This window comes from Chelatococcus albus, assembly GCF_030067675.1.
Classification (GTDB): Bacteria; Pseudomonadota; Alphaproteobacteria; order Rhizobiales; family Beijerinckiaceae; genus Chelatococcus_A; species Chelatococcus_A albus.
The window spans coordinates 239,532-262,992 of the sequence record NZ_JASJEV010000001.1 but is presented as its reverse complement, the minus strand read 5'-3'; the positions used below and the strand labels follow the sequence as shown (position 1 = coordinate 262,992).

At 68.8% G+C, this 23,461-nt stretch carries 25 protein-coding genes and 1 riboswitch; of the genes, 19 read left to right on the top strand and 6 right to left on the bottom strand.

Features of this window, described 5'->3' with window-relative positions:
- Nucleotides 1-14: 14 nt before the first annotated feature.
- The 4 genes from trpD to QNA08_RS01165 all read right to left on the bottom strand — a co-directional run bounded on the left by trpD (nucleotide 15) and on the right by QNA08_RS01165 (nucleotide 5,208).
- Nucleotides 15-1,028, bottom strand: coding sequence for an anthranilate phosphoribosyltransferase (gene trpD, locus QNA08_RS01180; RefSeq protein WP_283738853.1), 1,014 nt, complete (start codon nucleotides 1,026-1,028; stop codon nucleotides 15-17).
- A 25-nt stretch (nucleotides 1,029-1,053) separates the two neighbouring features.
- Nucleotides 1,054-1,665: an anthranilate synthase component II gene (locus tag QNA08_RS01175; RefSeq protein ID WP_283738852.1), complete on the bottom strand. Its 612-nt coding sequence runs from the start codon at nucleotides 1,663-1,665 to the stop codon at nucleotides 1,054-1,056.
- Between the two features lie 108 nt (nucleotides 1,666-1,773).
- Nucleotides 1,774-3,294 (bottom strand): anthranilate synthase component I, encoded by a 1,521-nt coding sequence (gene trpE, locus QNA08_RS01170; RefSeq protein WP_283738851.1) that lies wholly within the window; start codon nucleotides 3,292-3,294, stop codon nucleotides 1,774-1,776.
- A gap of 6 nt (nucleotides 3,295-3,300) precedes the next feature.
- The gene (locus QNA08_RS01165) at nucleotides 3,301-5,208 is read right to left on the bottom strand and encodes a SurA N-terminal domain-containing protein (protein ID WP_283738850.1); all 1,908 of its coding nucleotides are present in this window, start codon (nucleotides 5,206-5,208) and stop codon (nucleotides 3,301-3,303) included.
- 169 nt (nucleotides 5,209-5,377) lie between these two features.
- Here QNA08_RS01165 and tpiA point away from each other — a divergent pair, with 169 nt between their 5' ends.
- The 5 genes from tpiA (at nucleotide 5,378) to QNA08_RS01140 (ending at nucleotide 9,869) form a co-directional block, all read left to right on the top strand.
- Complete coding sequence (gene tpiA / locus QNA08_RS01160) at nucleotides 5,378-6,136, top strand: triose-phosphate isomerase (RefSeq protein WP_283738849.1); 759 nt, start codon at nucleotides 5,378-5,380, stop codon at nucleotides 6,134-6,136.
- A gap of 125 nt (nucleotides 6,137-6,261) precedes the next feature.
- A complete protein-coding gene (gene secG / locus QNA08_RS01155) occupies nucleotides 6,262-6,657 on the top strand; it encodes a preprotein translocase subunit SecG (RefSeq protein ID WP_283738848.1) in 396 nt (131 codons plus the stop codon).
- 188 nt (nucleotides 6,658-6,845) lie between these two features.
- On the top strand, nucleotides 6,846-8,474 hold the full coding sequence (locus QNA08_RS01150; RefSeq protein ID WP_283738847.1) for a CTP synthase: 1,629 nt from the start codon (nucleotides 6,846-6,848) through the stop codon (nucleotides 8,472-8,474).
- A gap of 91 nt (nucleotides 8,475-8,565) precedes the next feature.
- Nucleotides 8,566-9,468 (top strand): VOC family protein, encoded by a 903-nt coding sequence (locus QNA08_RS01145; RefSeq protein ID WP_283738846.1) that lies wholly within the window; start codon nucleotides 8,566-8,568, stop codon nucleotides 9,466-9,468.
- The gene (locus QNA08_RS01140) at nucleotides 9,465-9,869 is read left to right on the top strand and encodes a DUF350 domain-containing protein (RefSeq protein ID WP_283738845.1); all 405 of its coding nucleotides are present in this window, start codon (nucleotides 9,465-9,467) and stop codon (nucleotides 9,867-9,869) included. Before QNA08_RS01145 ends, QNA08_RS01140 begins: the two co-directional genes overlap by 4 nt.
- Nucleotides 9,870-9,881: 12 nt before the next feature.
- Here the strand turns inward: QNA08_RS01140 and arfB are convergent, their stop codons facing one another.
- The gene (arfB, locus tag QNA08_RS01135) at nucleotides 9,882-10,301 is read right to left on the bottom strand and encodes an alternative ribosome rescue aminoacyl-tRNA hydrolase ArfB (protein ID WP_283738844.1); all 420 of its coding nucleotides are present in this window, start codon (nucleotides 10,299-10,301) and stop codon (nucleotides 9,882-9,884) included.
- Nucleotides 10,302-10,478: 177 nt separating this feature from the next.
- Here arfB and kdsA point away from each other — a divergent pair, with 177 nt between their 5' ends.
- The 5 genes from kdsA (at nucleotide 10,479) to QNA08_RS01110 (ending at nucleotide 14,353) form a co-directional block, all read left to right on the top strand.
- The gene (kdsA, locus tag QNA08_RS01130) at nucleotides 10,479-11,318 is read left to right on the top strand and encodes a 3-deoxy-8-phosphooctulonate synthase (RefSeq protein ID WP_283738843.1); all 840 of its coding nucleotides are present in this window, start codon (nucleotides 10,479-10,481) and stop codon (nucleotides 11,316-11,318) included.
- 116 nt (nucleotides 11,319-11,434) lie between these two features.
- A riboswitch (TPP riboswitch) is annotated at nucleotides 11,435-11,533 on the top strand.
- Nucleotides 11,523-12,680: a glycine oxidase ThiO gene (thiO, locus tag QNA08_RS01125; RefSeq protein WP_283738842.1), complete on the top strand. Its 1,158-nt coding sequence runs from the start codon at nucleotides 11,523-11,525 to the stop codon at nucleotides 12,678-12,680. (Overlaps the previous riboswitch by 11 nt.)
- Before the next feature lie 16 nt (nucleotides 12,681-12,696).
- Nucleotides 12,697-12,906: a sulfur carrier protein ThiS gene (thiS, locus tag QNA08_RS01120; protein WP_283738841.1), complete on the top strand. Its 210-nt coding sequence runs from the start codon at nucleotides 12,697-12,699 to the stop codon at nucleotides 12,904-12,906.
- 8 nt (nucleotides 12,907-12,914) lie between these two features.
- Nucleotides 12,915-13,706: a thiazole synthase gene (thiG, locus tag QNA08_RS01115; protein WP_283738840.1), complete on the top strand. Its 792-nt coding sequence runs from the start codon at nucleotides 12,915-12,917 to the stop codon at nucleotides 13,704-13,706.
- Nucleotides 13,703-14,353 carry a thiamine phosphate synthase gene (locus QNA08_RS01110; protein WP_283738839.1) on the top strand — a complete coding sequence of 217 codons (651 nt, stop codon included), beginning with the start codon at nucleotides 13,703-13,705 and terminating at the stop codon, nucleotides 14,351-14,353. Before thiG ends, QNA08_RS01110 begins: the two co-directional genes overlap by 4 nt.
- On the opposite strand, the gene queF is transcribed toward QNA08_RS01110, so the two are convergent.
- Nucleotides 14,335-14,787 carry a preQ(1) synthase gene (gene queF / locus QNA08_RS01105; protein WP_283738838.1) on the bottom strand — a complete coding sequence of 151 codons (453 nt, stop codon included), beginning with the start codon at nucleotides 14,785-14,787 and terminating at the stop codon, nucleotides 14,335-14,337. The two genes, QNA08_RS01110 and queF, sit on opposite strands and share 19 nt — an antisense overlap.
- A gap of 189 nt (nucleotides 14,788-14,976) precedes the next feature.
- Here queF and eno point away from each other — a divergent pair, with 189 nt between their 5' ends.
- From eno to QNA08_RS01060, 9 genes are all read left to right on the top strand, one after another.
- Nucleotides 14,977-16,260 carry a phosphopyruvate hydratase gene (gene eno / locus QNA08_RS01100; RefSeq protein WP_283738837.1) on the top strand — a complete coding sequence of 428 codons (1,284 nt, stop codon included), beginning with the start codon at nucleotides 14,977-14,979 and terminating at the stop codon, nucleotides 16,258-16,260.
- Nucleotides 16,261-16,361: 101 nt separating this feature from the next.
- On the top strand, nucleotides 16,362-16,697 hold the full coding sequence (locus QNA08_RS01095) for an FtsB family cell division protein (protein ID WP_283738836.1): 336 nt from the start codon (nucleotides 16,362-16,364) through the stop codon (nucleotides 16,695-16,697).
- A gap of 320 nt (nucleotides 16,698-17,017) precedes the next feature.
- Nucleotides 17,018-17,992 (top strand): pyruvate dehydrogenase (acetyl-transferring) E1 component subunit alpha, encoded by a 975-nt coding sequence (gene pdhA, locus QNA08_RS01090; RefSeq protein WP_283739292.1) that lies wholly within the window; start codon nucleotides 17,018-17,020, stop codon nucleotides 17,990-17,992.
- A gap of 81 nt (nucleotides 17,993-18,073) precedes the next feature.
- Nucleotides 18,074-19,462, top strand: a complete 1,389-nt coding sequence (locus tag QNA08_RS01085; RefSeq protein WP_283738835.1) for a pyruvate dehydrogenase complex E1 component subunit beta — start codon at nucleotides 18,074-18,076, stop codon at nucleotides 19,460-19,462.
- A 15-nt stretch (nucleotides 19,463-19,477) separates the two neighbouring features.
- Nucleotides 19,478-20,830: a pyruvate dehydrogenase complex dihydrolipoamide acetyltransferase gene (locus QNA08_RS01080; RefSeq protein ID WP_283738834.1), complete on the top strand. Its 1,353-nt coding sequence runs from the start codon at nucleotides 19,478-19,480 to the stop codon at nucleotides 20,828-20,830.
- A 14-nt stretch (nucleotides 20,831-20,844) separates the two neighbouring features.
- Entirely contained in the window at nucleotides 20,845-22,287 is a 1,443-nt protein-coding gene (gene lpdA, locus QNA08_RS01075) for a dihydrolipoyl dehydrogenase (RefSeq protein ID WP_283738833.1), read from the top strand.
- Nucleotides 22,288-22,485: 198 nt separating this feature from the next.
- Nucleotides 22,486-22,740 carry a GlsB/YeaQ/YmgE family stress response membrane protein gene (locus tag QNA08_RS01070; RefSeq protein WP_283738832.1) on the top strand — a complete coding sequence of 85 codons (255 nt, stop codon included), beginning with the start codon at nucleotides 22,486-22,488 and terminating at the stop codon, nucleotides 22,738-22,740.
- 63 nt (nucleotides 22,741-22,803) lie between these two features.
- Nucleotides 22,804-23,052, top strand: coding sequence for a GlsB/YeaQ/YmgE family stress response membrane protein (locus QNA08_RS01065; protein ID WP_283738831.1), 249 nt, complete (start codon nucleotides 22,804-22,806; stop codon nucleotides 23,050-23,052).
- A gap of 42 nt (nucleotides 23,053-23,094) precedes the next feature.
- A complete protein-coding gene (locus QNA08_RS01060) occupies nucleotides 23,095-23,370 on the top strand; it encodes a GlsB/YeaQ/YmgE family stress response membrane protein (RefSeq protein ID WP_283739291.1) in 276 nt (91 codons plus the stop codon).
- Nucleotides 23,371-23,461: the final 91 nt, after the last annotated feature.

Here is a 23,461-nt window from a genome sequence, read left to right as displayed (position 1 = left end):
CTTCGGCCCTGCCATCAATCGTTCGACACGGCGATGAGTTTGTCGAGCGTTGCCCGCGCCGCGCCGGAATCGATCGCCCTCGCGGCGAGCTCGACGCCCTCGCGCAGATGCCCAGCCCGTTCGGCGACGACGAGGGCTGCGGCCGCGTTGAGGAGCGTGATGTCGCGGTAGGCCGAGGCTTCCCCGTTGAGCACGTCACGCAGGGCGCGCGCATTGTGCTCGGGATCGCCGCCGCGCAGATCCTCGACGCGGGCGGGGGGCAGGTCGACATCCTGCGGCGTGACCGTGAACTTGCGGATCTTGCCGTCTTCGAGCGCGACCACCGCGGTCGGCCCCGTCGTCGTCAGCTCGTCGAGGCCGTCCGAACCGTGCACGGCCCAGACGCGCTCGGAGCCGAGGCTACGCAGCACCTCGACCAGGGGCTCAAGCCAGCTCTCGGAGAAAACGCCGAAGAGCTGGCGCCGGACACCGGCCGGATTCGACAGCGGGCCGATCAGGTTGAATAGCGTGCGCGTGCCGAGCTCGACACGCACCGGCGCCACATGCCGCATGGAGGCGTGGTGCGAGGGCGCGAACATGAAGCCGACGCCGGCCTCCGCGATGCAGCGCTCGATCGAGCGCGGCTCGGTGCTCATCTTGACGCCCAGCGCCGCGAGCACGTCGGCCGCGCCTGACTTCGACGAGGCGGCGCGATTGCCGTGCTTGGCGACCGGCACGCCGCAGGCCGCCACGACAATGGAAGAGAGGGTGGAGACGTTGTAACTGCCGGAGTTGTCACCGCCCGTGCCGACGATGTCGATGGCATTCGCCGGCGCCTTGACGCGCAGCATGCGCGCCCGCAGGGCAGAGACGGCGCCGGCGATCTCGTCGACAGTCTCGCCGCGCACGCGCAGCGCCATGAGGAAGCCGCCGGCCTGGGCAGGCGTGACCTCGCCGGAGAGAAGCGCGTCGAAGGCTGCGCTGGCCTCCTCGCGCGTGAGCGAGGCACCGGTCGCGACCTTGGCGATGAAGGGCTTGAAGGCGTCCATGATCAATCCCGAATGCGTCGTTGCCTCAGCTCGCGCGCCGGATGCGTCTGGTTGCGTTCCAGGCCGCGGCGAGATCGAGGAAGTTCTTCATCATGGTCGCGCCGTGCTCGGAGAGGATGCTCTCCGGATGGAACTGCACGCCGTGTACCGGGTGGTCGCGATGGGAGAGGGCCATGATGAGGCCGTCGTCGGTCTCGGCTGTGATGTCCAGAGAGGGCGGGCAGGTGCCGCGCTCGACCACGAGCGAGTGGTAGCGCGTCGCCTGGAACGGGCCGTTGATGCCGCGAAAAATCCCGGCCGCGCGGTGCCGGACAGTCGAGAGCTTGCCGTGCACCGGCACGGGCGCCCGCACCACATTGCCGCCGTAGACCTGCCCGATCGCCTGCAGGCCGAGGCAGACGCCGAAGATCGGCACGTCGCCGCCGGCACGCCCGACGAGGTCGAGGCAGATGCCGGCCTCCCTCGGCGTGCACGGCCCGGGGGAGAGCACGACCGCGTCGGGCGCGGAGGCGATAACCACGTCGGTCGTCACCGCATCGTTGCGATGGACCTCAACCTCGACGCCGAGCCCGCCGATCAGATGGACGAGGTTCCAGGTGAATGAATCGTAGTTGTCGATCAGGACGATCCGGGCCATGGGTGCGACCGCGTTCGAGGAAGCCTTGGTGTGACGGCCCGTTGCGGGCGGGTCAAGCGCGGCGCCATCGAAAGCCGGTCGTCGTCATGGTTCCGCCCATCCTCGTCTCTACTGGCCGCGTCGCGCCCTGGCGGCGAAGCGTACCGCATCCTCCGCCGCACGGAACAGGGCCTTGGCCTTGTTGACGCATTCCTGCTGCTCGGACTCCGGGTCGGAATCGTAGACGATTCCCGCGCCAGCCTGCACAGCCATGCGGCCGTCCTTCACCACGGCCGTGCGCAGCACAATGCAGGTGTCCATCTCGCCGTTGGCGCCGAAATAGCCGATGCAGCCGGCATAGGGACCGCGCTTTTCCTTCTCGAGTTCGTCGATGATCTCCATCGCGCGCACTTTCGGCGCACCGGAGACCGTCCCGGCCGGAAAGCCGGCGACGAGCGCCGCCAGCGCATCGTGCCTGGCGTCGAGCCTGCCCTCGACGTTCGAGACGATGTGCATGACCTGGCTGTAGTACTCGAGGAAGAAGCTGTCGGTCACCGTCACAGTGCCGATCTCCGAGACGCGGCCCACGTCGTTGCGGCCGAGATCGAGCAGCATCAGATGCTCGGCCCGCTCCTTCGGATCGGCGAGCAGCTCCTCCGCGAGCGCCCGATCCTCGGCTGGCGTCGCGCCACGTCGGCGGGTGCCCGCGATCGGGCGGATCGTGACCTTGCCGTCGCGGACGCGCACGAGGATCTCGGGGCTCGAACAGACGATCTGGAAATCGACGAAGTCCAGGAAGCAGAGAAAGGGGGAGGGGTTCACCCTCCTGAGCGAACGGTAGAGTGCGAGCGCAGGCAGCGGGAACGGGGCCTCGAAGCGCTGCGACAGGACCACCTGGAAGATGTCGCCGGCGCGAATGTACTCCTTCGCCCTGCCGACCATGGCCCGGTATTCGGCTGGCGTCGTGTTCGAAACGGCCTGCGGCTCGGCGATGCCGAGCACGTCTGCGCGCGCGTCGTGCGGCAGATGACGGTCTAGCGCCGAAAGCGCCTCCTCGATGCGCGCCACGGCGCCCTCGTAGGCGGCCTTGGCGGAGACGCCGTCCTTGGGGCGGATCGGCGTGATCAGAGACAGCTCGTCACGCACGGCGTCGAAGACGACCATCACGGTCGGCCGCACCAGGACAGCATCGGGCAGCCCGAGGGCGTCCGGCGGGGGCGGGGGCAACCGCTCCATCAGCCGGACCATGTCGTAACCGAGATAGCCGAAGATGCCGGCCGCCATTGGCGGCATGTCGGCCCCGAAGGCAATGGCGCTCTCGGCGACGAGGGCCCGCAGGCTCTCGAGCGGCGGCCGCTCGTCCGCGACGAAGGAGCCCGTTCCCGTGAGGGCGTCGCGGTCGATCTCCGCCTTTCCGTCGCGGCAGCGCCAGACGAGATCGGGCTTGAGCCCGATCATCGAATAGCGGCCGCGCACGGCGCCGCCCTCCACCGATTCGAGCAGGAAGGCTGGGGAGGCGCCCCCCGCCGTCAGCTTGAGATAGGCAGCGACCGGCGTCTCGAGGTCGGCGACGAGCGTGGCGCGCAGCACGCTCGCCGCGCCCCGGGCATAGGCCGCGGCGATCGTCTCGTACGAGGGTTCGAGCTGCATCGCGCGTCAGAACTCCCCGCCGCCGAGCGCGTTGCGCAGGGCCTGCTGATTGATCCTGACGCCGAGGTCCGCCTGGAGCCTGGCGACATACTGGGACAGGAGGTCGTCGGTCAGCGCGATCCGAAGCTGCTGTTCGAGGTTCTCGGCCTGCTGCGTGGATGTGACGAGCGGCGGCACGGTGGCGGCGATCACCCGGAAGACGACGCGCGCCTCCCCGTCGCCAAGTGCCGCGGAGCCTGCCTTGCCGGCGGGGGTGGCGAAGATCTGGCCGACGACAGAGGCGGTCAGGTCGTCCTTCGGCGTGCTGCGGGCGAGGCCCTCCGCCTTCTTCACCGGCAGGTTCACTGACGCGGCGACCGCTGCGAAGGCCTCGCCCTTGTCGAGGCGCTCGACGAGGCCGCGCGCCTTGTCCGAGAGGCGCCTGGCGACCTCGTCCGCGGTCCACTGCTTCACGACCTCGTCGCGAACCTCGTCGAGCGCGCGGTCGCGCGCCGGCTCGATGCCGGCGACATCGAACCACAGATAGCCGCCGTCCTGCAGGCGCAATGCCTCGTTGTCGACCCCGATGTCGGACGCGAAGACGGCCGCGAGCAGCGCGTCCTTGTCCGGCAGTCCCCCGATCGCCTGGCCCGCCTTGTCGAGGCCGTTGCGGTCGACGGCCTCGATGGTGCGCGCGGTCGAGGCCACGGTCGACGCGATCTCCGGCAGGGGCTTCGCGGCCGCACGCAGGTCCTCGATCCTGTCGTGCAGGTCGACAATTGCCGTTCGCGCACGCTCGCGCGCGACCTCGGCCTTGACCTCGCCGGCAACCTCCTCGAAGGGCTTCACGCGCTCGGGCTCGATCGTCACGACGCGCACGAGCACGATGCCGAAGCGGCCGGCGACCGGCGGGCTGACGCCCCCCTCGGGAAGGGCGAAGGCGGCAGCGGCGACGGCTTCGTCGAAGAGCTGCGTTCGCGCGAAGGTGCCGAGTTCGAGATCCTTCTCGGCGATCCCGCGCTCCGCGGCGACGGCCTCGAACGTGGCGCCGCCCCGGATCTTGTCAGACGCGGCCCTGGCCTCGGCCTCGCTCGGGAAGACGATCTGCTGGATCTTGCGCCGCTCGGGCGAGCCGAAGCGGTCCTTGATCTGCGCGTAGCGCGCACGTGCGTCCGCATCCGACACGTCGGCTGGTCGGGCAACGCTCTCGGGCGTCAGGGCGAGCAGCGTCACCTTGCGATATTCCGGCGCGCGGAAGCTCGTCTTGCGTTCTTCGAAATAGGTCTTGAGCGCAGCATCGCCCGGCTTGTCGATTTCGCCCGCCGCAGCCGCCGGCAGAACGACATAATCGGCGGCCCGCCGCTCGGCGCCGTAGCGGTGGAGCGCCTCGCGCATGGCGAGCGGCACGTTCGTTCCGCCAGCCACGCCGTCGGCAATCTCGCGCCGGGTCATGACGCGGCGCTGTTCGCGCACATAGCCAGCCTCGGTCAGGCCGCTTGCACGCAGGATGTCGTCGAAGGCGAGACGGTCGAACTGTCCGGCCGCGTTGCGGAAGGTGGGATCCTCCCGGATCGAGCGGGCGATCGCCTCGTCCGAGGCGGCGAGGCCCATGGCCCTGGCGCGCTCGTCGAGGGTCGCCTCCGTGACGAGGCGCGCGAGGACCTGCTGGTCGAGGCCGATCGCGCGCGCCGCCTCCGGCGTGATGGCACGACGGAAGCGGCGCGAGAGGGTCTGCAGTTCGTTCTGATAGGTCTGCCGCACGGTCTCGACCGAGATTTCCGTCGAGCCGACGGTGGCGACCGTGTTGCTGCCGTAGCCGCGGAAGATGTCGCCCACACCCCAGATCGCAAAGGACAGGATCAGGAAACCGAACATGACGGCAATGAGGAGCTTGCCGAGCCAGGACTGTCCGGCCTTGCGAAAACCCTTGAGCATGAGGCGATCCGGTGGTGTCGAACGCTGCAGGAGACGGGCGTCTGTGCGACGCGCCCGTCCGGGAAAAGGCGGCGGATCATAGTGATGCCCCGCCCGCCCCGCAATGCCGTGCGTTGCCCGGCGTTGCGCGGTCTGCTAGTCCGCCGCGGACCACACGGAGAAGGAACCGATGGCGAACCCGCGCCCCCTCGTAGCCGGCAACTGGAAAATGAACGGCCTCAAGGCCTCGGCCCGTACGCTCGGCGAGATCATCGCCGGCTACGACGCCGAGCTGCGCGACAGGGTGGACCTGCTCGTCTGCCCGCCGGCGACCCTGCTGCTCGCCTTCGCCGCAGCGGTGAACGATGCGCCCGTCGCCATCGGCGGGCAGGACTGCCACGCCGAACCCTCCGGCGCCTTCACCGGCGACCTTGCGGCCGAAATGCTCGCCGACGCCGGCGCCAGCGCCGTCATCGTCGGGCACTCCGAGCGCCGGATCTATCATGGGGAGAGCGATGCGGATGTGCGCAAGAAGGCGCTGGCCGCGCGGCGGGCGGGTCTGACCCCCATTGTCTGCATCGGCGAGACGCGCGAGGAGCGCGATTCCGGCCGCACGCTCGAGGTCGTCGGCCGTCAGCTCGACGGGTCACTGCCGGACGATGCGACGGGCGAGAATCTCGTCGTGGCCTACGAACCGGTCTGGGCCATCGGCACCGGCCTGACGCCGACCGTGGCGGACGTGGCGGAGGTGCACGCTTTCATCCGCGAGCGGCTCGTGGCGCGCTACGGCGAGGAGGGGGCGGCGATCCGCATCCTCTATGGCGGCTCCGTGAAGCCTGCCAATGCCAAGGAACTGCTGGCGGTAGCCAATGTCGACGGCGCGCTCGTCGGCGGCGCGAGCCTTGCGGCCGCGGATTTCCTGGGGATCGCCGCAGCCTACAGGGGCTGAGGAGGGCGGCGCGCCGCGGATTTGCGACGGGCGCCTTTGATCCGCCGCGATCCTTGTGTTAAACGCGCCGCCGAACGGGTTCAGCCCGGCCGTCGCACGTCCGCGGCCGGGCTTTGGATGTTGCCATGCAGAGTGTCCTCATCGTCATTCATCTCATCGTCGTGCTCGCGCTCGTCGGCGTCGTGCTGCTGCAGCGGTCCGAGGGCGGCGGCCTCGGCCTTGGCGGCGGCGGCGTGTCCGGCTTCATGACAGGCCGCGGCCAGACCAACGTGCTCACCCGCACGACGGCTGTTCTGGCTGCCCTGTTCTTCGCAACCAGCCTCGTCCTGTCGATCCTGGCCGGCCAGTCGCGCGGCCCGCGCTCGATTCTCGACACGGCCGCGCCCGGCGGCGCTCCGGCGACCTCCGGCGCTCCGTCGGCCCCGACCGGCGGCGGCGTTCTCGACGAGCTGAAGCGCCTGCAGGGCGACACCGGCAGCCCGCAGGCGCCGGCAGCGCCGCAAGCGCCGACAGCGCAGTGAGGCACGAGATCGAGGGCCGGTTCGCCGGCCCTCTCTTTTTGTAGAGACGACATCGACGTGAGCTTGTGGCCGCCGACGGCCTGCCGCCGGCGGAGAGATCACGTTTTTGGGCGTGGAGTAGAATGGGGCCGGCGAGCGGCTCCGTCCCACTCCCCGAATCGAACGGCACGGAGTAAACGAGAATCCCCATGGCGCGGTACGTCTTCATCACCGGCGGCGTGGTGTCCTCCCTCGGGAAGGGCCTGGCCTCTGCGGCCCTCGGGGCGCTTCTGCAGGCGCGCGGCTACAAGGTCCGCCTGCGCAAGCTGGACCCCTATCTCAACGTCGATCCGGGCACGATGAGCCCCTACCAGCATGGGGAGGTCTTCGTGACCGACGACGGGGCCGAGACGGACCTCGACCTCGGCCACTACGAGCGCTTCACCGGGCATCCCTGCAACCGCGGGGACAACATCACCACCGGCCGCATCTATCTCGACATCCTGACCAAGGAGCGGCGTGGCGACTATCTCGGCGCCACGATCCAGGTCATCCCGCACGTCACCAACGCCATCAAGGACTTCGTGCTCTCCGGCAACGAGGGCTACGATTTCGTGCTCGTCGAGATCGGCGGCACGGTGGGCGACATCGAAAGCCAGCCCTTCCTGGAGGCGATCCGCCAGCTCGGCCAGGAGCTGCCGCGCAATCACGCCATCTACATTCACCTGACGCTCCTGCCGTACATCCCGTCGGCAGGCGAGCTGAAGACAAAGCCTACGCAGCATTCCGTCGCCGAGCTGCGGTCCATCGGCATCCAGCCGGACATCCTGCTCTGCCGCACGGACCGCCCGATCCCGCGCGAGGAGCGGCGCAAGCTCTCGCTCTTCTGCAACGTGCGCGAGACGGCGGTCATCGAGGCGCGCGACGTCGCCTCCATCTACGACGTGCCGATCGCCTATCACGAGGAAGGCCTCGACTCGGAGGTGCTCGCCGCCTTCGGCATCGAGGGCGCGCCGGCTCCCAACATCGAACCTTGGAAGGCGATATCCGAACGCGTGAAGAACCCGGAGGGCGAGGTCACCATCGCCATCGTCGGCAAGTACACGGGCCTGAAGGACGCCTACAAGTCGCTGATCGAGGCGCTTACCCACGGCGGCATCGCCAACCGCGTCAAGGTCAACCTCGACTGGATCGAGAGCGAGATCTTCGAGCGCGAGGACCCGGCGCCGTTCCTCGAACATGTGCACGGCATCCTCGTGCCCGGCGGCTTCGGCCATCGTGGCGCCGAAGGCAAGATCAGGGCCGCGGGCTTTGCCCGCGAGCGCAAGCTTCCCTATCTCGGCATCTGCTTCGGCATGCAGATGGCGGTCATCGAAGCCGCCCGGTCGCTGGCGGGGGTCAGGGAGGCCAACTCGACCGAGTTCGGCCCGACGCCCGAGCCCGTGGTCGGCATTCTCACCGAATGGCTGAAGGGCAACGAGCTCGAGAAGCGACAGGCCGGTGGCGACCTCGGCGGCACCATGCGGCTCGGCGCCTATCAGGCGCGCCTCACCCCCGGGAGCAAGGTGGCCGCCGTCTACGGCTCCACGGAGATCTCCGAGCGGCACAGGCACCGCTATGAAGTGAACATGGAGTATCGCGAGCGCCTCGAGGCCAAGGGCATGCGCTTTTCCGGCGTTTCGCCCGACGGGCTCCTGCCCGAGATCGTCGAGCTCGATAACCACCCCTGGTTCATCGGCGTGCAGTTCCATCCCGAACTGAAGTCGCGCCCCTTCGAGCCGCACCCGCTGTTCAGGAGCTTCGTCGCGGCGGCACGGGACCAGAGCCGTCTCGTCTGATCGTCCGGCTCCAGCCCCGACCGGCGCCGTGCGGCTGCAGTTGCGTCTGCCGGCGCTTCCGACGCGCCCGAGGATGGGAGGAGAGGCGCACATGCCCCGCGGTATCGACCATCTGGTCTTCGCCGTCCGCGATCTCGATGCGGCAGGCGCGTTCCACGAGCGTCTCGGCTTCACGGTCGGGGCGCGCAATCGCCATCCGTGGGGCACGGAGAACCGCATCGTGCAGTTTCCGGGGGTGTTCCTGGAACTGATCACGGTGGGCGAGGGGGCGGAGATTGCGCCGCATGGCCCGCGCTCCTTCTCCTTCGGCGCCTTCGTGCGCGACTATCTGGCGAGGCGTGAGGGCCTTGCCATGCTCGTCCTCGAATCGAAGGACGCCGCGGCGGACGCGGCGGCCTTCCGTGCCGCCGGCGTCGGCGATTTCGACACCTTCTTCTTCGAGCGCCGCGCCCGTCGGCCGGACGGCAGCGAGACGCAGGTGGCCTTCACGCTCGCCTTCGCCGAGGACCTGCGTGCGCCACAGGCCGGCTTCTTTGTCTGCCAGCAGCACTTTCCCGAGAACTTCTGGAACCCCGCCTTCCAGCGCCACCCCAACGGGGCGACCGGCATCACCGCGGCCGTCATGGTCGCCGAGAACCCGAGCGATCATCACGCCTTTCTCTCGGCCTTCACCGGCGAGCGCGACATGCGGGCGACCTCGCTCGGCGTGACGATCGGCCTGCCTCGCGGACGCATCGAGGTCCTGACGCCGGCGGCCGCAGCGGAGATCTACGGCTTTGCCGAGACGAGCGCAGAGCCTCGCCTCATCGGCTTTGCGGTGGCCGTCCCCGATCTCCGGGAACAGGCACGCCGCCTCGGCGAAAGTGGTATAGCGTTCCTCGACAGGGGCGGGCGGCTGACGGTGCCGTCGGGCCGGGCCTTCGGCGCGGCCATCACCTTCGAGGCAGCGAGCGGAGGTGGCGCCAGAGCGGGCCGGGGAGGGGGTTATTCATGATCTACGGGGCGATCGAAGGGCTGCCTGAATTCCTCCTCTACTTCATCGTGGCGATCGGCCTCGTCGGGCTCTATCTGACGGTCTACACATTCGCGACCGCCCATAACGAGTTCGAGCTCATCCGCCGCAACGTCATATCCGCGGCATTGTCCCTCGGCCTCAGCCTGCTCGGCTTCGCCCTGCCGCTGTCGAGCGCCATCGTCCATGCCAAGACGGTCGTCGACTGCATCATCTGGGGCCTGGTCGCCCTCGTGGTGCAGATCGTCGTCTACTGGCTGGTGCGCCTGGTTCTGCCGAACCTGACGCAGCGCATCGCTTCCGGCGAGCTCGCCGCCGCCCTGTTCCTCGGCGCGGCCTCCCTCGCCGCGGGCCTGATCAACGCGGCCTCGATGACCTATTGAGGCCCGCACGCCTCAATCGCCCTCGGGCCTGCCTCGTCTCAGGCTCTTGAGGGCGGAGCGGCGGCTCTTCGCCTCCAGCCTGCGCTTCTTCGAGGCGAGGGTGGGGTGGGTCGGGCGGCGCGGCTTCGGGCGCTCGGCCGCGCGGCGGAGGAGATCGACGAGGCGCGCAACGGCATCTTCGCGGTTGCGTTCCTGGGTGCGGAAGCGCTGCGCGGTGATGACGATGACGCCGTCCTGCGTCAGCCGTTGGCCGGCGAGGCGCGCGAGCCGTTCGCGCATGTCGTCCGGCAGGTCGATCCGGCTCACGTCGAAGCGCAGCTGCGCCGCCGTGGAGAGCTTGTTGACGTTCTGGCCGCCCGGGCCGGAGGCGCGGATGAAGCTCACGTCGATGTCGCGCTCGTCGAGAATGATGCTGGGGGTGACGCGGATCATGACGGGGCCGCCGGAGAATTGCAGACGCTCCTCCTGAACCAGACTTCCCGCCGGGGCAAGGCGGCAAGTGATGGCGGAATGCGCAAGACGCGGGTGCAGCCGCGACCCTCCAACCCTTCCATCGCCCGCCGCTTGCGGGTAGGGATGCGCGAGCCTCTTCCTCACCCGGATGATCGGATGACCGCCAACGCCATCGTCACCATCGGCAAGGTGCGCTTCGGCAACCGCCTGCCGCTCGCCCTGATCGCCGGCCCCTGCCAGCTCGAGAGCCGCGCCCATGCGCTCGAGATGGCCGCCGCGCTCAAGGAGATCGCCGCCCGTCTCGGCATCGGGCTCGTCTTCAAGACGTCCTTCGACAAGGCGAATCGCACCTCGCTGTCGGCACAGCGCGGCGTCGGGCTCGATACGGCCCTGCCGATCTTCGCCGAGATCAAGGAGCGTTTCGGTCTGCCGGTGCTCACCGACGTGCATGCGCCGGAGCAGTGCGCTCCGGTCGCGGAAGTCGTCGACATCCTGCAGATCCCAGCCTTCCTCTGCCGCCAGACGGACCTGCTCGTCGCAGCCGCGAAGACGGGTCGCGCCGTCAATGTGAAGAAGGGCCAGTTCCTCGCCCCCTGGGATATGAGGAACGTCGCCGCCAAGGTGACGGGCGCCGGCAATCCCAACGTGCTCGTCACCGAGCGCGGCGCCTCCTTCGGCTACAACACGCTCGTGTCCGACATGCGCGCCCTGCCGATCATGGCCGAGAGCACGGGCGCGCCTGTCGTCTTCGACGCCACCCACTCGGTGCAGCAGCCGGGCGGGCAGGGCGCCTCGACCGGCGGGCAGCGCGAATTCGTGCCCGTGCTGGCGCGGGCGGCGGTCGCCGTCGGGGTCGCCGGCCTCTTCGTCGAGACGCATCAGGACCCGGACAAGGCCCCTTCCGACGGCCCCAACATGGTGCCGCTCAAGGAGATGGAGGGGCTCGTCGCCGAGCTCATGGCCTTCGACGCGCTCGCCAAGAAGCGCGCCGCCTGACCCGCCGGCACGCGGGAAGAGAGGGGATGCCCGGCGGTCATGCGCCGGGCGGAAGGGAGATGGCGAATTCCGCGCCGCTGCGGCTTGCGCGGACCGCCGGAAAGGTCAATCCTAGCACTACGGCCCTGGGGTGCCGCGCCTTCGGCGTGGCTGAGATCATACCCATCGAACCTGTCTGGATCATGCCAGCGTAGGGAGCAGCCGATGAACGCCAGCGCGTCATCGTTTTCATCCGTCAGAGTTGCCATCATCGGAGCCGGCGTCATCGGCCTGTCCATCGCCTGGCGCCTGGCGCAGCGCGGCGCCGCCGTCACCGTCTTCGAAAGGGATGCGGCCGGTCAGGGTGCGAGCCGCGCGGCGGCCGGCATGCTCGCCGCCTGCGCGGAACTGGAACCCGGCGAGGAGGGGCTGCTTCCCCTCAATCGCGCCGCCCAGGCGCTCTGGCCGGGCTTCGCCGAGGAACTGGAGCGGGCGAGCGGCGAGAGCGTCGATCTGCGGACAGAGGGCACGCTCGTTGTCGCCCTGACGGCGGACGATCAGGCGCGCCTGCGCCACCAGCTCGAGCATCAGCACGCCCTCGGCCTGCCGCTCGAATGGCTGTCGGCGGCGCAGGTGAAGCGCCGCGAGCCCTATCTCAATCCCAATCTCGTCGGCGCCGTCTGGAGCCCGGAAGACCATCAGGTCGACAATCGCAGGTTGTCCGTCGCGCTGCGCATCGTCGCCGAGCAGGCCGGAGCCGACATTTGCGAGCATCGGCCGGTCGAGCGGATCGTGAGCGAGGGCGGGCGCGTCACCGGCCTCGTGGCCGGCGGGCAGGCGCATGCCGCCGATGTCGTCGTGCTGGCGGCGGGTGCGTGGTCGCGCAGCCTTGAGGGCCTGCCGCTGGCGGCACGGCCGCCGGTGCGGCCGATCAAGGGCCAGATGCTCGCGCTCGGCATGGATCCGGCCCGGCCCCTCCTGAACCACGTCGTGTGGGCGCCGGGCATCTATCTCGTGCCGCGCCGCGACGGGCGCCTCATCATCGGCGCGACGACCGAGGAGAAGGGCTTCGATACCCGGCTTACGGCCGGCGGGCAGCTCGCGCTGCTGCAGGCGGCCTGGCGCGCCCTGCCCGGCATCGAGGAGCTGCCGATCGTCGAGGCCTGGGTCGGGTTCCGCCCCGGGAGCCGCGACGATGCGCCGATTCTCGGGCGCGGGCCGCTCGACGGGCTCGTCTACGCCACGGGCCACCACCGCAACGGCATCCTGCTGACGCCGATCACGGCCGCGGCGATCACGCGCCTGATCCTGGACGGTGTGACGGACCCGGTGGTGGCGCCCTTCAGGCCGGAGCGCTTCGCTCCGGCGGTGGCCGCCGAATAGCACGACGGAAGAGACCATGGACGGACAGATCCGCGTCAACGGCGAGAACGAGGCGCTGACCGTGCGCACCCTCGCCGAACTCGTTGCCGCAAAGGGCCTCTCGGCGGAGGGGCGCGGCGTGGCGGTCGCCGTGAACGGCGCCGTCGTGCGCCGCGCCGAATGGGCGGGCAGGGAGCTGCGCGCCGGGGACGCCGTCGAGATCGTGCAGGCACGCCAAGGGGGCTGAGGCTATCGATGACCGCATTGCAGACCGCGACCGACGACCCGCTGGTCATCGCCGGCCGCACGTTCCATTCGCGGCTGTTCCTCGGTACGGCGGGCTATCCGAACCAGCAGGTGATGCTCGACGCGCTCGCCGCGAGCGGTAGCGAGATGGCGACCGTCTCGATCCGGCGCATCAGCCTGCAGGGCTATGACGAGAGCCTGATCGACCTGATCGCCGGCCGGGTGCATCTCCTGCCGAATACGGCGGGCTGCCAGACTGCGAAGGAGGCGGTGCTCACCGCCGAGCTCGCGCGCGAGGCGCTCGACACCAACTGGATCAAGCTCGAGGTCATCGGCGACCGCGAATTGCTCTATCCCAACATCGAGGAGCTCCTGGCGGCGACGGAGGAACTGGTGGCCAAGGGCTTCGTCGTGCTGCCCTACTGCAACGACGATCCCGTCGCCTGCCGCAAGCTCGCCGATCTCGGCGCTGCCGCCGTGATGCCGCTCGGCTCGCCCATCGGTTCCGGGCTCGGCATCTCCAATCCACATCTCATCGAGCTCATCTGCGCCCGCAGCCCCGTGCCGGTCGTGCTCGACGCCGGCATCGGCACGGCGACGGACGCCGCCTTCGCCATGGAGCTCGGCTGCTCGGCCGTGCTGCTCAACACCGCCGTGTCCAAGGCGCGCGAGCCGGTGCGCATGGCGGCCGCCATGCGGGCCGCTGTGGAGGCCGGGCGGCTCGCCCGCTGCGCCGGGCGCATCCCGAAGCGCCGCGACGCCGAACCGTCGAGCCCCCAGCTCGGTCTGGTCGGCTCGTGAGGTTGCCCCACCCGCCGCTGCTCCTGATCACGGACCGGTCCCAGGCCCGTGGCGGCCTTCTCGACCTGGCGGAAGCGGCCTTCGCCGCCGGGTGCCGTTGGATGAGCCTGCGCGAGAAGGACCTGCCGGCGAGCGAGCAAGCGGGCCTTCTGGCGCATCTGATGCTGCTCGGCCGCCCCTTTGGGGCGCGGGTGACGCTGCACGGCGATCCGCTGCTGGCGCGTGCGGCCCATGCCGATGGCGTGCATCTGCCGGCCGGGGCGGACCCCGCGCCCGCCCGCCTCGCCCTCGGTCGCTCGGCGCTCGTCGGCCTCTCCGTGCACCGGCCGGAGGAAGCGGCCGCCGTCGATCCGCGCCTCGTCGACTATGTCATCGCGGCGCCCGCCTTCGCCACGGCGAGCAAGCCGGGCTACGGGCCGGCGCTGGGGCCGGAAGGGCTCTCGGCCATGGTCGCGGCATCGCCCGTGCCGGTCGTCGCGCTCGGCGGCATCGACGCGGCCAACGCGCCGCTCTGCCGTGCGGCCGGTGCGGCGGGCATCGCCGTCATGGGCGGCGTCATGCGTGCGATCGACCCCGGGGCGGAGACAGCGGCCGCGATCGCGGCTTGGAGGGCTGCGGCAGGGAAACGTCAGCCCCGCGGGCGATAGGGTGGCACGCCCTGGTCGGGCAGGAAGAGCCCCTCGGGCGGTGCGCCGGTCTGCCAGAACACGTCGATCGGGATGCCGCCGCGCGGGTACCAGTAACCGCCGACGCGCATCCACTGCGGCTCCAGGAACTCTGCCAGGCGCTTGCCGATGTAGACCGTGCAGTCCTCGTGGAAGGCGCCGTGGTTGCGGAAGGAGAACATGAAGAGTTTCAGCGACTTCGACTCGACGAGCCAGGGGCCGGGCACGTAGTCGATGACGATGATGCCGAAGTCGGGCTGGCCGGTGACCGGGCAGATCGATGTGAATTCCGGGCAGGTGAAACGCGCCACATAGGCGGTGCCTGGATGCGGGTTCGGCACGCGGTCGAGCACCGCGTCCTCGGGCGTCCTCGGAAGGGGGGCGGCCTTGCCGAGCTGCAGGCTCTCGTGCGTCATCGCGGTCCTCGTCCTGAAGAGATGTCAGTCCTTGAGAATTGGCGCTCCCATAGCGCCATCGCGGGAGCGACGAAACCTCGCGCGTAGTCGCATCGCCGCTTGCCTCGGTGCGGCGATCGCGTAAAAGCCGCCACGTGTCATCCTCGGCCGCCGACCCGCGGCCCATCCTTCGAAGGCAAGGAGCCGTTCATGACCGCAATCGTCGACATCGTCGCCCGCGAAATCCTCGACAGCCGCGGCAATCCCACCGTCGAGGTCGACGTGGTGCTGGAAGACGGCTCCATGGGCCGCGCCGCCGTGCCCTCCGGCGCCTCGACCGGCGCGCACGAGGCGGTCGAGCTGCGCGACGGCGACAAGAAGCGCTATCTCGGCAAGGGCGTGAAGAACGCCGTGGAGGCCGTGAACACCGAGATCCTAGAGGCCATCGGCGGCCTCGACGCCGAGGATCAGGTGCGCATCGACGAGATCATGATCGAGCTCGACGGCACGCCCAACAAGGCCCGCCTCGGCGCCAATGCCATCCTCGGCGTGTCGCTCGCCACGGCCAAGGCCGCGGCCGAAGCGACCGGCCTGCCGCTCTACCGCTACGTCGGCGGGCCCCAGGCGCGCGTCCTGCCCGTGCCGATGATGAACATCGTCAATGGCGGCGCCCATGCCGACAATCCGATCGACTTCCAGGAATTCATGATCATGCCGGTTGGCGCGCCGACCTTCGCCGACGCGGTGCGCACCGGCTCCGAGATCTTTCACACGCTGAAAAAGGCGCTGAAGGACGCCGGCCACAATACCAATGTCGGCGACGAGGGCGGCTTCGCACCCAACCTCCCGTCGGCGAAGGCCGCGCTCGATTTCGTCATGAAGGCGATCGAGGCCGCCGGCTACAAGCCGGGCGAGGACGTCGTGCTCGCCCTCGACTGCGCCGCCACCGAGTTCTTCAAGGACGGCACCTACATCTACGAGGGCGAGCGGAAGAAGCGCGACCCCAAGGCCCAGGCGCGCTACCTCGCCAAGCTCGTCGCCGACTACCCGATCGTCTCGATCGAGGACGGCATGGCCGAGGACGACTGGGAGGGCTGGAAGCTCCTCACCGACCTCGTCGGCTCGAAGTGCCAGCTCGTGGGCGACGACCTCTTCGTGACCAACGTGAAGCGTCTCGGTGAGGGCATCGCCCGGGGCGTCGGCAACTCGATCCTGGTCAAGGTCAACCAGATCGGTTCGCTCACCGAAACGCTCGCCGCCGTCGACATGGCCCAGCGCGCCGGCTACACGGCGGTGATGTCGCATCGCTCGGGCGAAACCGAGGACGCCACCATCGCCGACCTCGCGGTGGCCACGAACTGCGGCCAGATCAAGACCGGTTCGCTCGCCCGCTCCGACCGGCTCGCCAAGTACAACCAGCTCATCCGCATCGAGGAGGAGCTCGGGCCCCAGGGCCGCTACGCCGGCCGTGCCGCCCTCAAGGCGCTCGCCTGATCCGGCCGTCCCTGCCACAATTCTGCAATGCCCGGTCCGCTCCGCGGGCCGGGCGTTTTTCCTAACCGCCCCTTAACCATGGCCGGCGCAGAGTTTGCGCCATGGTCATCCGCAAGCGACTTCGCGCCGTCCTCATTCCGCTCGCGCTCTACGCCGTGTCGGGTGCGGTGGTCGGCTACTTCGTCTATCACGCCAACAACGGCGACCGCGGTCTCGAGGCCAAGAAGGCGCTCAAGATCGACATCGCGCGGCTCAACGGCGATCTCGCCGCGGCCAAGGCGGAGCGGGCCGATTGGGAGCGCCGCATCGCCCTGCTGCGCGCCGACGCGCTCGACCGCGATCTCCTCGAGGAGCGCTCGCGGGAGACTTTGGGGCGCGTGCATGCCAACGATCTCATCATCATGACCGACCCGCAGAAGGCTGCGGGCATGCGCTGACATGCTGCATCGCAGCGATGCGCCCGGAGCAATTAACTTATTCCCGGTTGATCAAAAAAAGATATTTAGTGATAGTGATTTAGTTGCAAGCGCACCTGTTTGAAAATGGCGGTTCTAGGGCTCGCATTAGTCTTTAGTCTGCGCTAAGAGTCGACCCCCAGAAGCCCTCTGGGAGGATGTACATGGCTCTTGCCGCACGTAAGGCGTCCGAAGCCGGCGCCGCGACCGAGTCCGCGCAGCCCAAGAAAACGAGCGCCGCGGCCAAGAAACAGGCCACACCCAAGAAGCCAGCGGCGTTGAAGGCGGCGAACAGGAAGGCGATGGAGGCGGTGCCGCCGCTGACGAAGGAGCAGGAGCTCCACGCCTACCGCGAGATGCTCCTCATCCGCCGCTTCGAGGAGAAGGCGGGCCAGATGTACGGCATGGGCCTCATCGGCGGCTTCTGCCATCTCTACATCGGCCAGGAGGCGGTCGTCGTCGGCATGCAGATGGCGACGAGGGAGGGTGACCAGGTCATCACCGGCTACCGCGACCATGGCCACATGCTCGCCTGCGGCATGGACGCCAATGGTGTCATGGCCGAACTGACGGGCCGCCGCGGAGGCTACTCCAAGGGCAAGGGCGGCTCGATGCACATGTTCTCCAAGGAGAAGCACTTCTATGGAGGGCACGGCATCGTCGGCGCCCAGGTGTCGCTCGGCACCGGTATCGCCTTCGCCAACCGCTACCGCAAGAACGGCGCCGTCTGCCTGACCTATTTCGGAGACGGCGCGGCCAACCAGGGCCAGGTCTACGAGAGCTTCAACATGGCGGAGCTGTGGAAGCTCCCCGTGGTCTTCGTCATCGAGAACAACAAGTACGCCATGGGCACCTCGGTTTCGCGCGCCTCGGCCCAGACCGATTTCTCCAAGCGCGGCACCTCGTTCAACATTCCCGGCGAGCAGGTGGACGGCATGGACGTCCGCGCCGTGAAGGCTGCGGGCGAGCGCGCCATCGAGTGGGCCCGCTCGGGCAAGGGGCCCTACATCCTCGAGATGCAGACCTACCGATATCGCGGCCACTCGATGTCTGACCCCGCGAAGTATCGCTCGAAGGATGAAGTGCAGCGCATGCGCGAGGAGCATGATCCGATCGAGCAGGTGCGCCGCCGCCTCCTGACGGACTGGAAGGTCTCCGAGGATGAGCTGAAGGCGATCGACGCCAAGGTGCGCGAGATCGTCAACCAGTCGGCCGAGTTCGCGACCAACGATCCCGAGCCTGATCCCTCCGAGCTGTGGACCGACGTGCTGCTCTGAGCGCGCGCCGGCTCCACGTCCGCATCCCGCAAACACTCTTCCAGATCGAGGCCCGCAGATCGGGGCCGAAGGGACCATCCCATGCCGATCGATGTGCTCATGCCCGCGCTCTCGCCGACCATGGAGAGCGGCAAGCTCTCCAAGTGGCTGAAGAAAGAGGGCGATCCGATCAAGTCCGGCGACGTCATCGCCGAGATCGAGACCGACAAGGCGACCATGGAGGTCGAGGCGGTGGACGAGGGGATCCTCGCCAAGATCCTCATCCCCGACGGCACCGAGGAGGTCGCGGTCAATACGCCCATCGCCATCATCGCCGCCGAAGGCGAGGATGCCTCTGCGGTGAGCGCCGCGCCGAAGGCCGCTCCGGCCCCGAAGGCAGTGGAAGCCGTCGCTGCAGCCCCCGCTGTCGCCGTCGAGGCCAAGGCGCCCGCCGGCGCGGCTCCAGCCCGGGCGAGCGAGCCGGAGCCGGAAGTGCCGGCCGGCACCGAGATGGTGTCGATGACTGTGCGGGAAGCCCTGCGCGACGCCATGGCGGAGGAGATGCGCCGCGATCCGTCCGTCTTCGTCATGGGCGAGGAGGTGGCCGAGTATCAGGGGGCCTACAAGGTCACGCAGGGGCTCCTGCAGGAGTTCGGCGCCGACCGCGTCATCGACACGCCGATCACCGAGCACGGCTTCGCCGGCCTTGGTGTCGGTGCGGCCTTCACGGGCCTCAGGCCGATCGTCGAGTTCATGACCTTCAACTTCGCCATGCAGGCGATCGACCAGATCATCAACTCGGCGGCGAAGACGCTCTACATGTCCGGCGGCCAGCTCGGCTGCCCCATCGTCTTCCGCGGCCCGAACGGCGCAGCCGCCCGCGTCGCCGCCCAGCACAGCCAGGACTACGCCGCCTGGTACAGCCACATTCCGGGTCTCAAGGTCGTCGCGCCCTATACGGCGGCGGACGCCAAGGGGCTCCTGAAGGCTGCGATCCGCGACCCGAACCCGGTCATCTTCCTTGAGAACGAAATCCTCTACGGCCATGCCTTCGAGGTGCCGAAGCTCGACGACTACGTCGTGCCCATCGGCAAGGCGCGTGTGGCGCGCGCCGGCCGCGACGTGACCATCGTCGCCTATTCGATCGGCATGACCTACGCGCTCAAGGCGGCGGAGGAACTCGCCAAGGATGGCATCGAGGCGGAGGTCGTCGACCTGCGCACGATCCGCCCCATGGACATCGAGACGATCGTCGCCTCGGTCAGGAAGACCGGCCGCTGCGTCACGGTCGAGGAGGGCTGGGGCCAGTCGGGGGTCGGAGCCGAGATCGCCGCGCGACTCATGGAGCACGCCTTCGATTATCTCGACGCGCCGGTCACCCGCGTGTCGGGCAAGGATGTGCCGATGCCCTATGCGGCCAATCTCGAGAAGTTGGCGCTGCCCTCGGTGGCCGAGGTCGTGGCTGCCGCCAAAGCCATCGCCTACGCGTGAGCCGGGGAGGGGGACATGCCCGTCAACATCCTGATGCCCGCCCTCTCGCCCACCATGGAGAAGGGCAATCTCGCCAAGTGGCTCAAGAAGGAGGGCGATGCGGTCAAGTCGGGCGACGTCCTCGCCGAGATCGAGACCGACAAGGCGACCATGGAGGTCGAGGCGGTGGACGAAGGCGTCCTCGCCAAGATCCTCGTGCCGGAGGGCACGAGCGACGTGCCCGTGAACGATGTGATCGCCATTCTCGCCGCAGAGGGGGAGGATCCGAAGGCCGCGGCGGCCGGAGCGGCCGCGCCTGGCGCCAAGGCGCAGGCGCCGAAGGCCGAGGCTCCGGCGGCGAAGGCCCCGGAAGCGCCCCCCGCGGCCAAGGCGGCTCCCGCCCCCGTGGCCGCGGCCAATGGCGCTCCCGCCGGCGACCGCATCTTTGCTTCGCCCCTCGCCAGGCGGCTGGCGAAGGAAGCTGGCATCGATCTGGCTTCGGTTGCAGGCTCGGGCCCGCGCGGCCGTATCGTGGAGCGTGACGTGAAGGCCGCGATATCGGGCGGCGTGGCTCGACCGGCAGCACCCGTCGCTGCCGCGCCGGCGGTGCCTGCGCCGAAGCCGGCTGCCGCCCCGCTCGCACCGGGCGCGGCCGACGAGCAGATCAGGAAGCTGTTCGAGCCGGGCTCCTACGAGGAGATCCCGCACGACTCGATGCGCAAGACGATTGCGCGCCGGCTCACCGAGTCGAAGCAGAGCGTCCCGCATTTCTACCTGTCGGTGGATTGCGAGCTCGACGCACTGCTTGCCCTGCGCGAGCAGATCAACGGCGCCGCGCCGAAGGACAGGGATGGAAAGCCGGCTTACAAACTGTCGGTGAACGACTTTGTCATCAAGGCGCTGGCGCTTGCCCTGATGCGCGTGCCGGACGCCAACGTGTCCTGGACCGACAGCGCCATGCTCAGGCACAAGCACGCCGACGTGGGCGTGGCGGTCGCCATTCCGGGCGGCCTGATCACACCCGTCGTGCGCAAGGCGGAGACGAAGCCGCTCTCGGTCATCTCCAACGAGATGAAGGACTACGCCGCGCGCGCCAGGGTGCGGAAGCTGAAACCGGAGGAATATCAGGGCGGGTCCACCGCGGTGTCCAACCTCGGCATGTTCGGCATCCGCGACTTCTCCGCCGTCATCAACCCGCCGCACGCCACGATCCTTGCCGTCGGCGCCGGCGAGAAGCGGGTCATCGTCAAGAACGATGCACCGGCCGTCGCCACCGTCATGACGGTGACGCTCTCGACCGATCACCGCGCCGTCGACGGGGCGCTCGGCGCCGAGCTCATTGCAGCCTTCAAGCAGCTCATCGAGAACCCGATGGGGATGCTGGTGTAAGGCACCGGCTTGTCATGGCCGACACTTACGACATCATCGTCATCGGCGGCGGCCCGGGCGGCTATGTCACCGCCATCCGCGCGGCGCAGCTCGGTTTCAGGACAGCCGTCGTCGAGCGCGAGCATCTGGGCGGCATCTGCCTCAACTGGGGCTGCATCCCGACGAAGGCGCTCCTGCGTTCGGCCGAGATCTACCACTACGCCACCCACGCCAAGGACTACGGCCTCGTGCTCAACGGCACGATGTCGGTCGACACGGCGGCGGTGGTGAAGCGTTCGCGCGGGGTCTCCGCCCAGCTCAACACCGGCGTGGGCTTCCTGCTCAAGAAGAACAAGGTCGACGTCATCTGGGGCGAGGCGGCCATCGCCAAGCCCGGCGAGATCGTCGTGAAGCCGCCGGCGAAGTCGGTGCAGGGCGCTCCCATTCCGGCGCCGAAGGGCGCGAAGGAAGCCGGCACCTACCAGGCCAAGCACATCATCATCGCCACTGGCGCGCGGCCGCGTGTGCTGCCTGGCCTGGAGCCGGACAAGAAACTCGTCTGGACCTATTTCGAGGCCATGATGCCCGAGAAGATGCCGAAGTCGCTGCTCGTCGTCGGCTCCGGCGCCATCGGCATCGAGTTCGCCTCGTTCTACCGCACGATGGGCGCCGAGGTGACCGTGGTCGAGGTGCTGCCGCAGATCCTGCCCGTCGAGGATGCCGAGATCGCCGACATCGCGCGCAAGCGCTTCGAGAAACAGGGCATCAAGATCTTCACCGGCGCCAAGGTGACGAAGCTCGACAAGGCGGCCGACAGCGTGACCGCTCATATCGAGGACGGGAAGGGGGCCAGGCAGACGATCACCGTCGAGCGCGTCATCTCGGCCGTCGGCGTCGTCGGCAACATCGAGAACCTTGGCCTTGAGAAGCTCGGCGTGAAGACGGATCGCGGCTGCATCGTCATCGACGGCGTCGGCCGCACCAACGTGCCGGGCATCTACGCCATCGGCGACGTCGCCGGCCCGCCGATGCTCGCACACAAGGCCGAGCACGAGGGGGTTGTCTGCGTCGAGGCCATCAAGGGTCACCACCCGCACCCGATGGACAAGACGATGATCCCGGGCTGCACCTATTGCCATCCGCAGGTCGCCTCCGTCGGCCTCACGGAAGCGAAGGCGAAGGAGGCGGGCTACGACGTGCGCGTCGGGCGTTTCCCCTTCGTCGGCAACGGCAAGGCCATTGCGCTCGGCGAGCCGGACGGCCTCGTGAAGACGGTCTTCGACAAGAAGACGGGCAAGCTCCTCGGGGCGCACATGGTCGGTGCGGAGGTGACCGAGCTCATCCAGGGCTTCGTCATCGCCATGAACCTCGAGACGACGGAGGAGGAGCTGATTCACGCCGTCTTCCCGCATCCGACGCTGTCGGAGATGATGCACGAGAGCGTCATGGACGCCTACGGGCGGGCCATCCACATCTGACGTCCCGCCCGTCACTGGCCGCGACGCTGTCGCGATTGACCGCGACGGGTGGGTGTCCCTCGTTCTCACCGGGCCGGATCGCCTGACCGGCGGCCGATCCCGCCCGGCGGCGCCGTCGCGCGACGGGCGCCCTTGATTTTGGCGTGGCGAGGTTCAAGCTGTCCCGATCGGGGCGAAACGCAGCGCGGAGCGTGTGCGATGCGGGGCGTCGGCATCATCGGGGCAATCGTGGTCGGCCTTCTCGCGGGGTGGATCGCCGAAAAGGTGATGAACCGCGAGCATGGTCTCCTGACCAACCTCGTCGTCGGTCTCCTCGGCGCCCTGGTCGGGCCCATCGTTCTGGGCTCGCTGCATCTGATGCCGGTCCAGGGCGGCTTCTGGCCGAGCCTGCTGATCTCGACGATCGGAGCGATCGTCCTGTTGTTCCTGTTAGGCCTGATCAAGCGCGCCTGAGGCCTGCGTCTTCGGCGCGCCCGATCGCTCAAGGTCCGCCGCGGCGGGCAGGGGAGGGGCATTATGGAGATGCGCGGCATTCTCGTCACGATCGCCATCGGCCTTGTCGCCGGCTGGCTCGCGAGCCTCGTCGTGGGCGGGGGCGGCCTCGTCCGCTATGTCGTCACGGGGCTTATCGGCGCCTTCGTCGGCAGCTACCTGTTCCGGGCGCTCGGCATCAGCCTCGGCATCGCCAACCCGCTCCTGTCGCAGATCGTCACGGCGACGATCGGGGCGATCGTTGTCGTCCTCGTCGCCCGGGTCATTGCCTGATCGCGTGTCCGCCGCGGGCGGGCCAAACCGCATAGGTTCATGATGGAGAATGGCGCCCTTGCCGCGCTCGGCCAACCGGGCATCGGTCTTTTCATGATGCTGATCATCGGCTTTCTCGCCGGCTACATCGCAGAGAAGGCGACGGCCTCCGATCAGGGCTTCCTCACGAATATCCTTGTGGGCATCGCCGGCGCCTTCGTCGGCGGCAAGCTCGCCGAGGTCATGGATATCCCGGTCTTCGGCTTCGTCCGCACTCTGGTCGCGGCCACCGTCGGCGCCATCATCATCCTGTGGGTCTGGCGCCGCCTGCGCAGCTGACGGCGCGCAGCCTTCCGGTCGCAATTGCGTATCCGAGCGGAACTCCTTAAGTGATCGGGATGGCGTCCCGTTTGATGCGGAACGCCCCGGA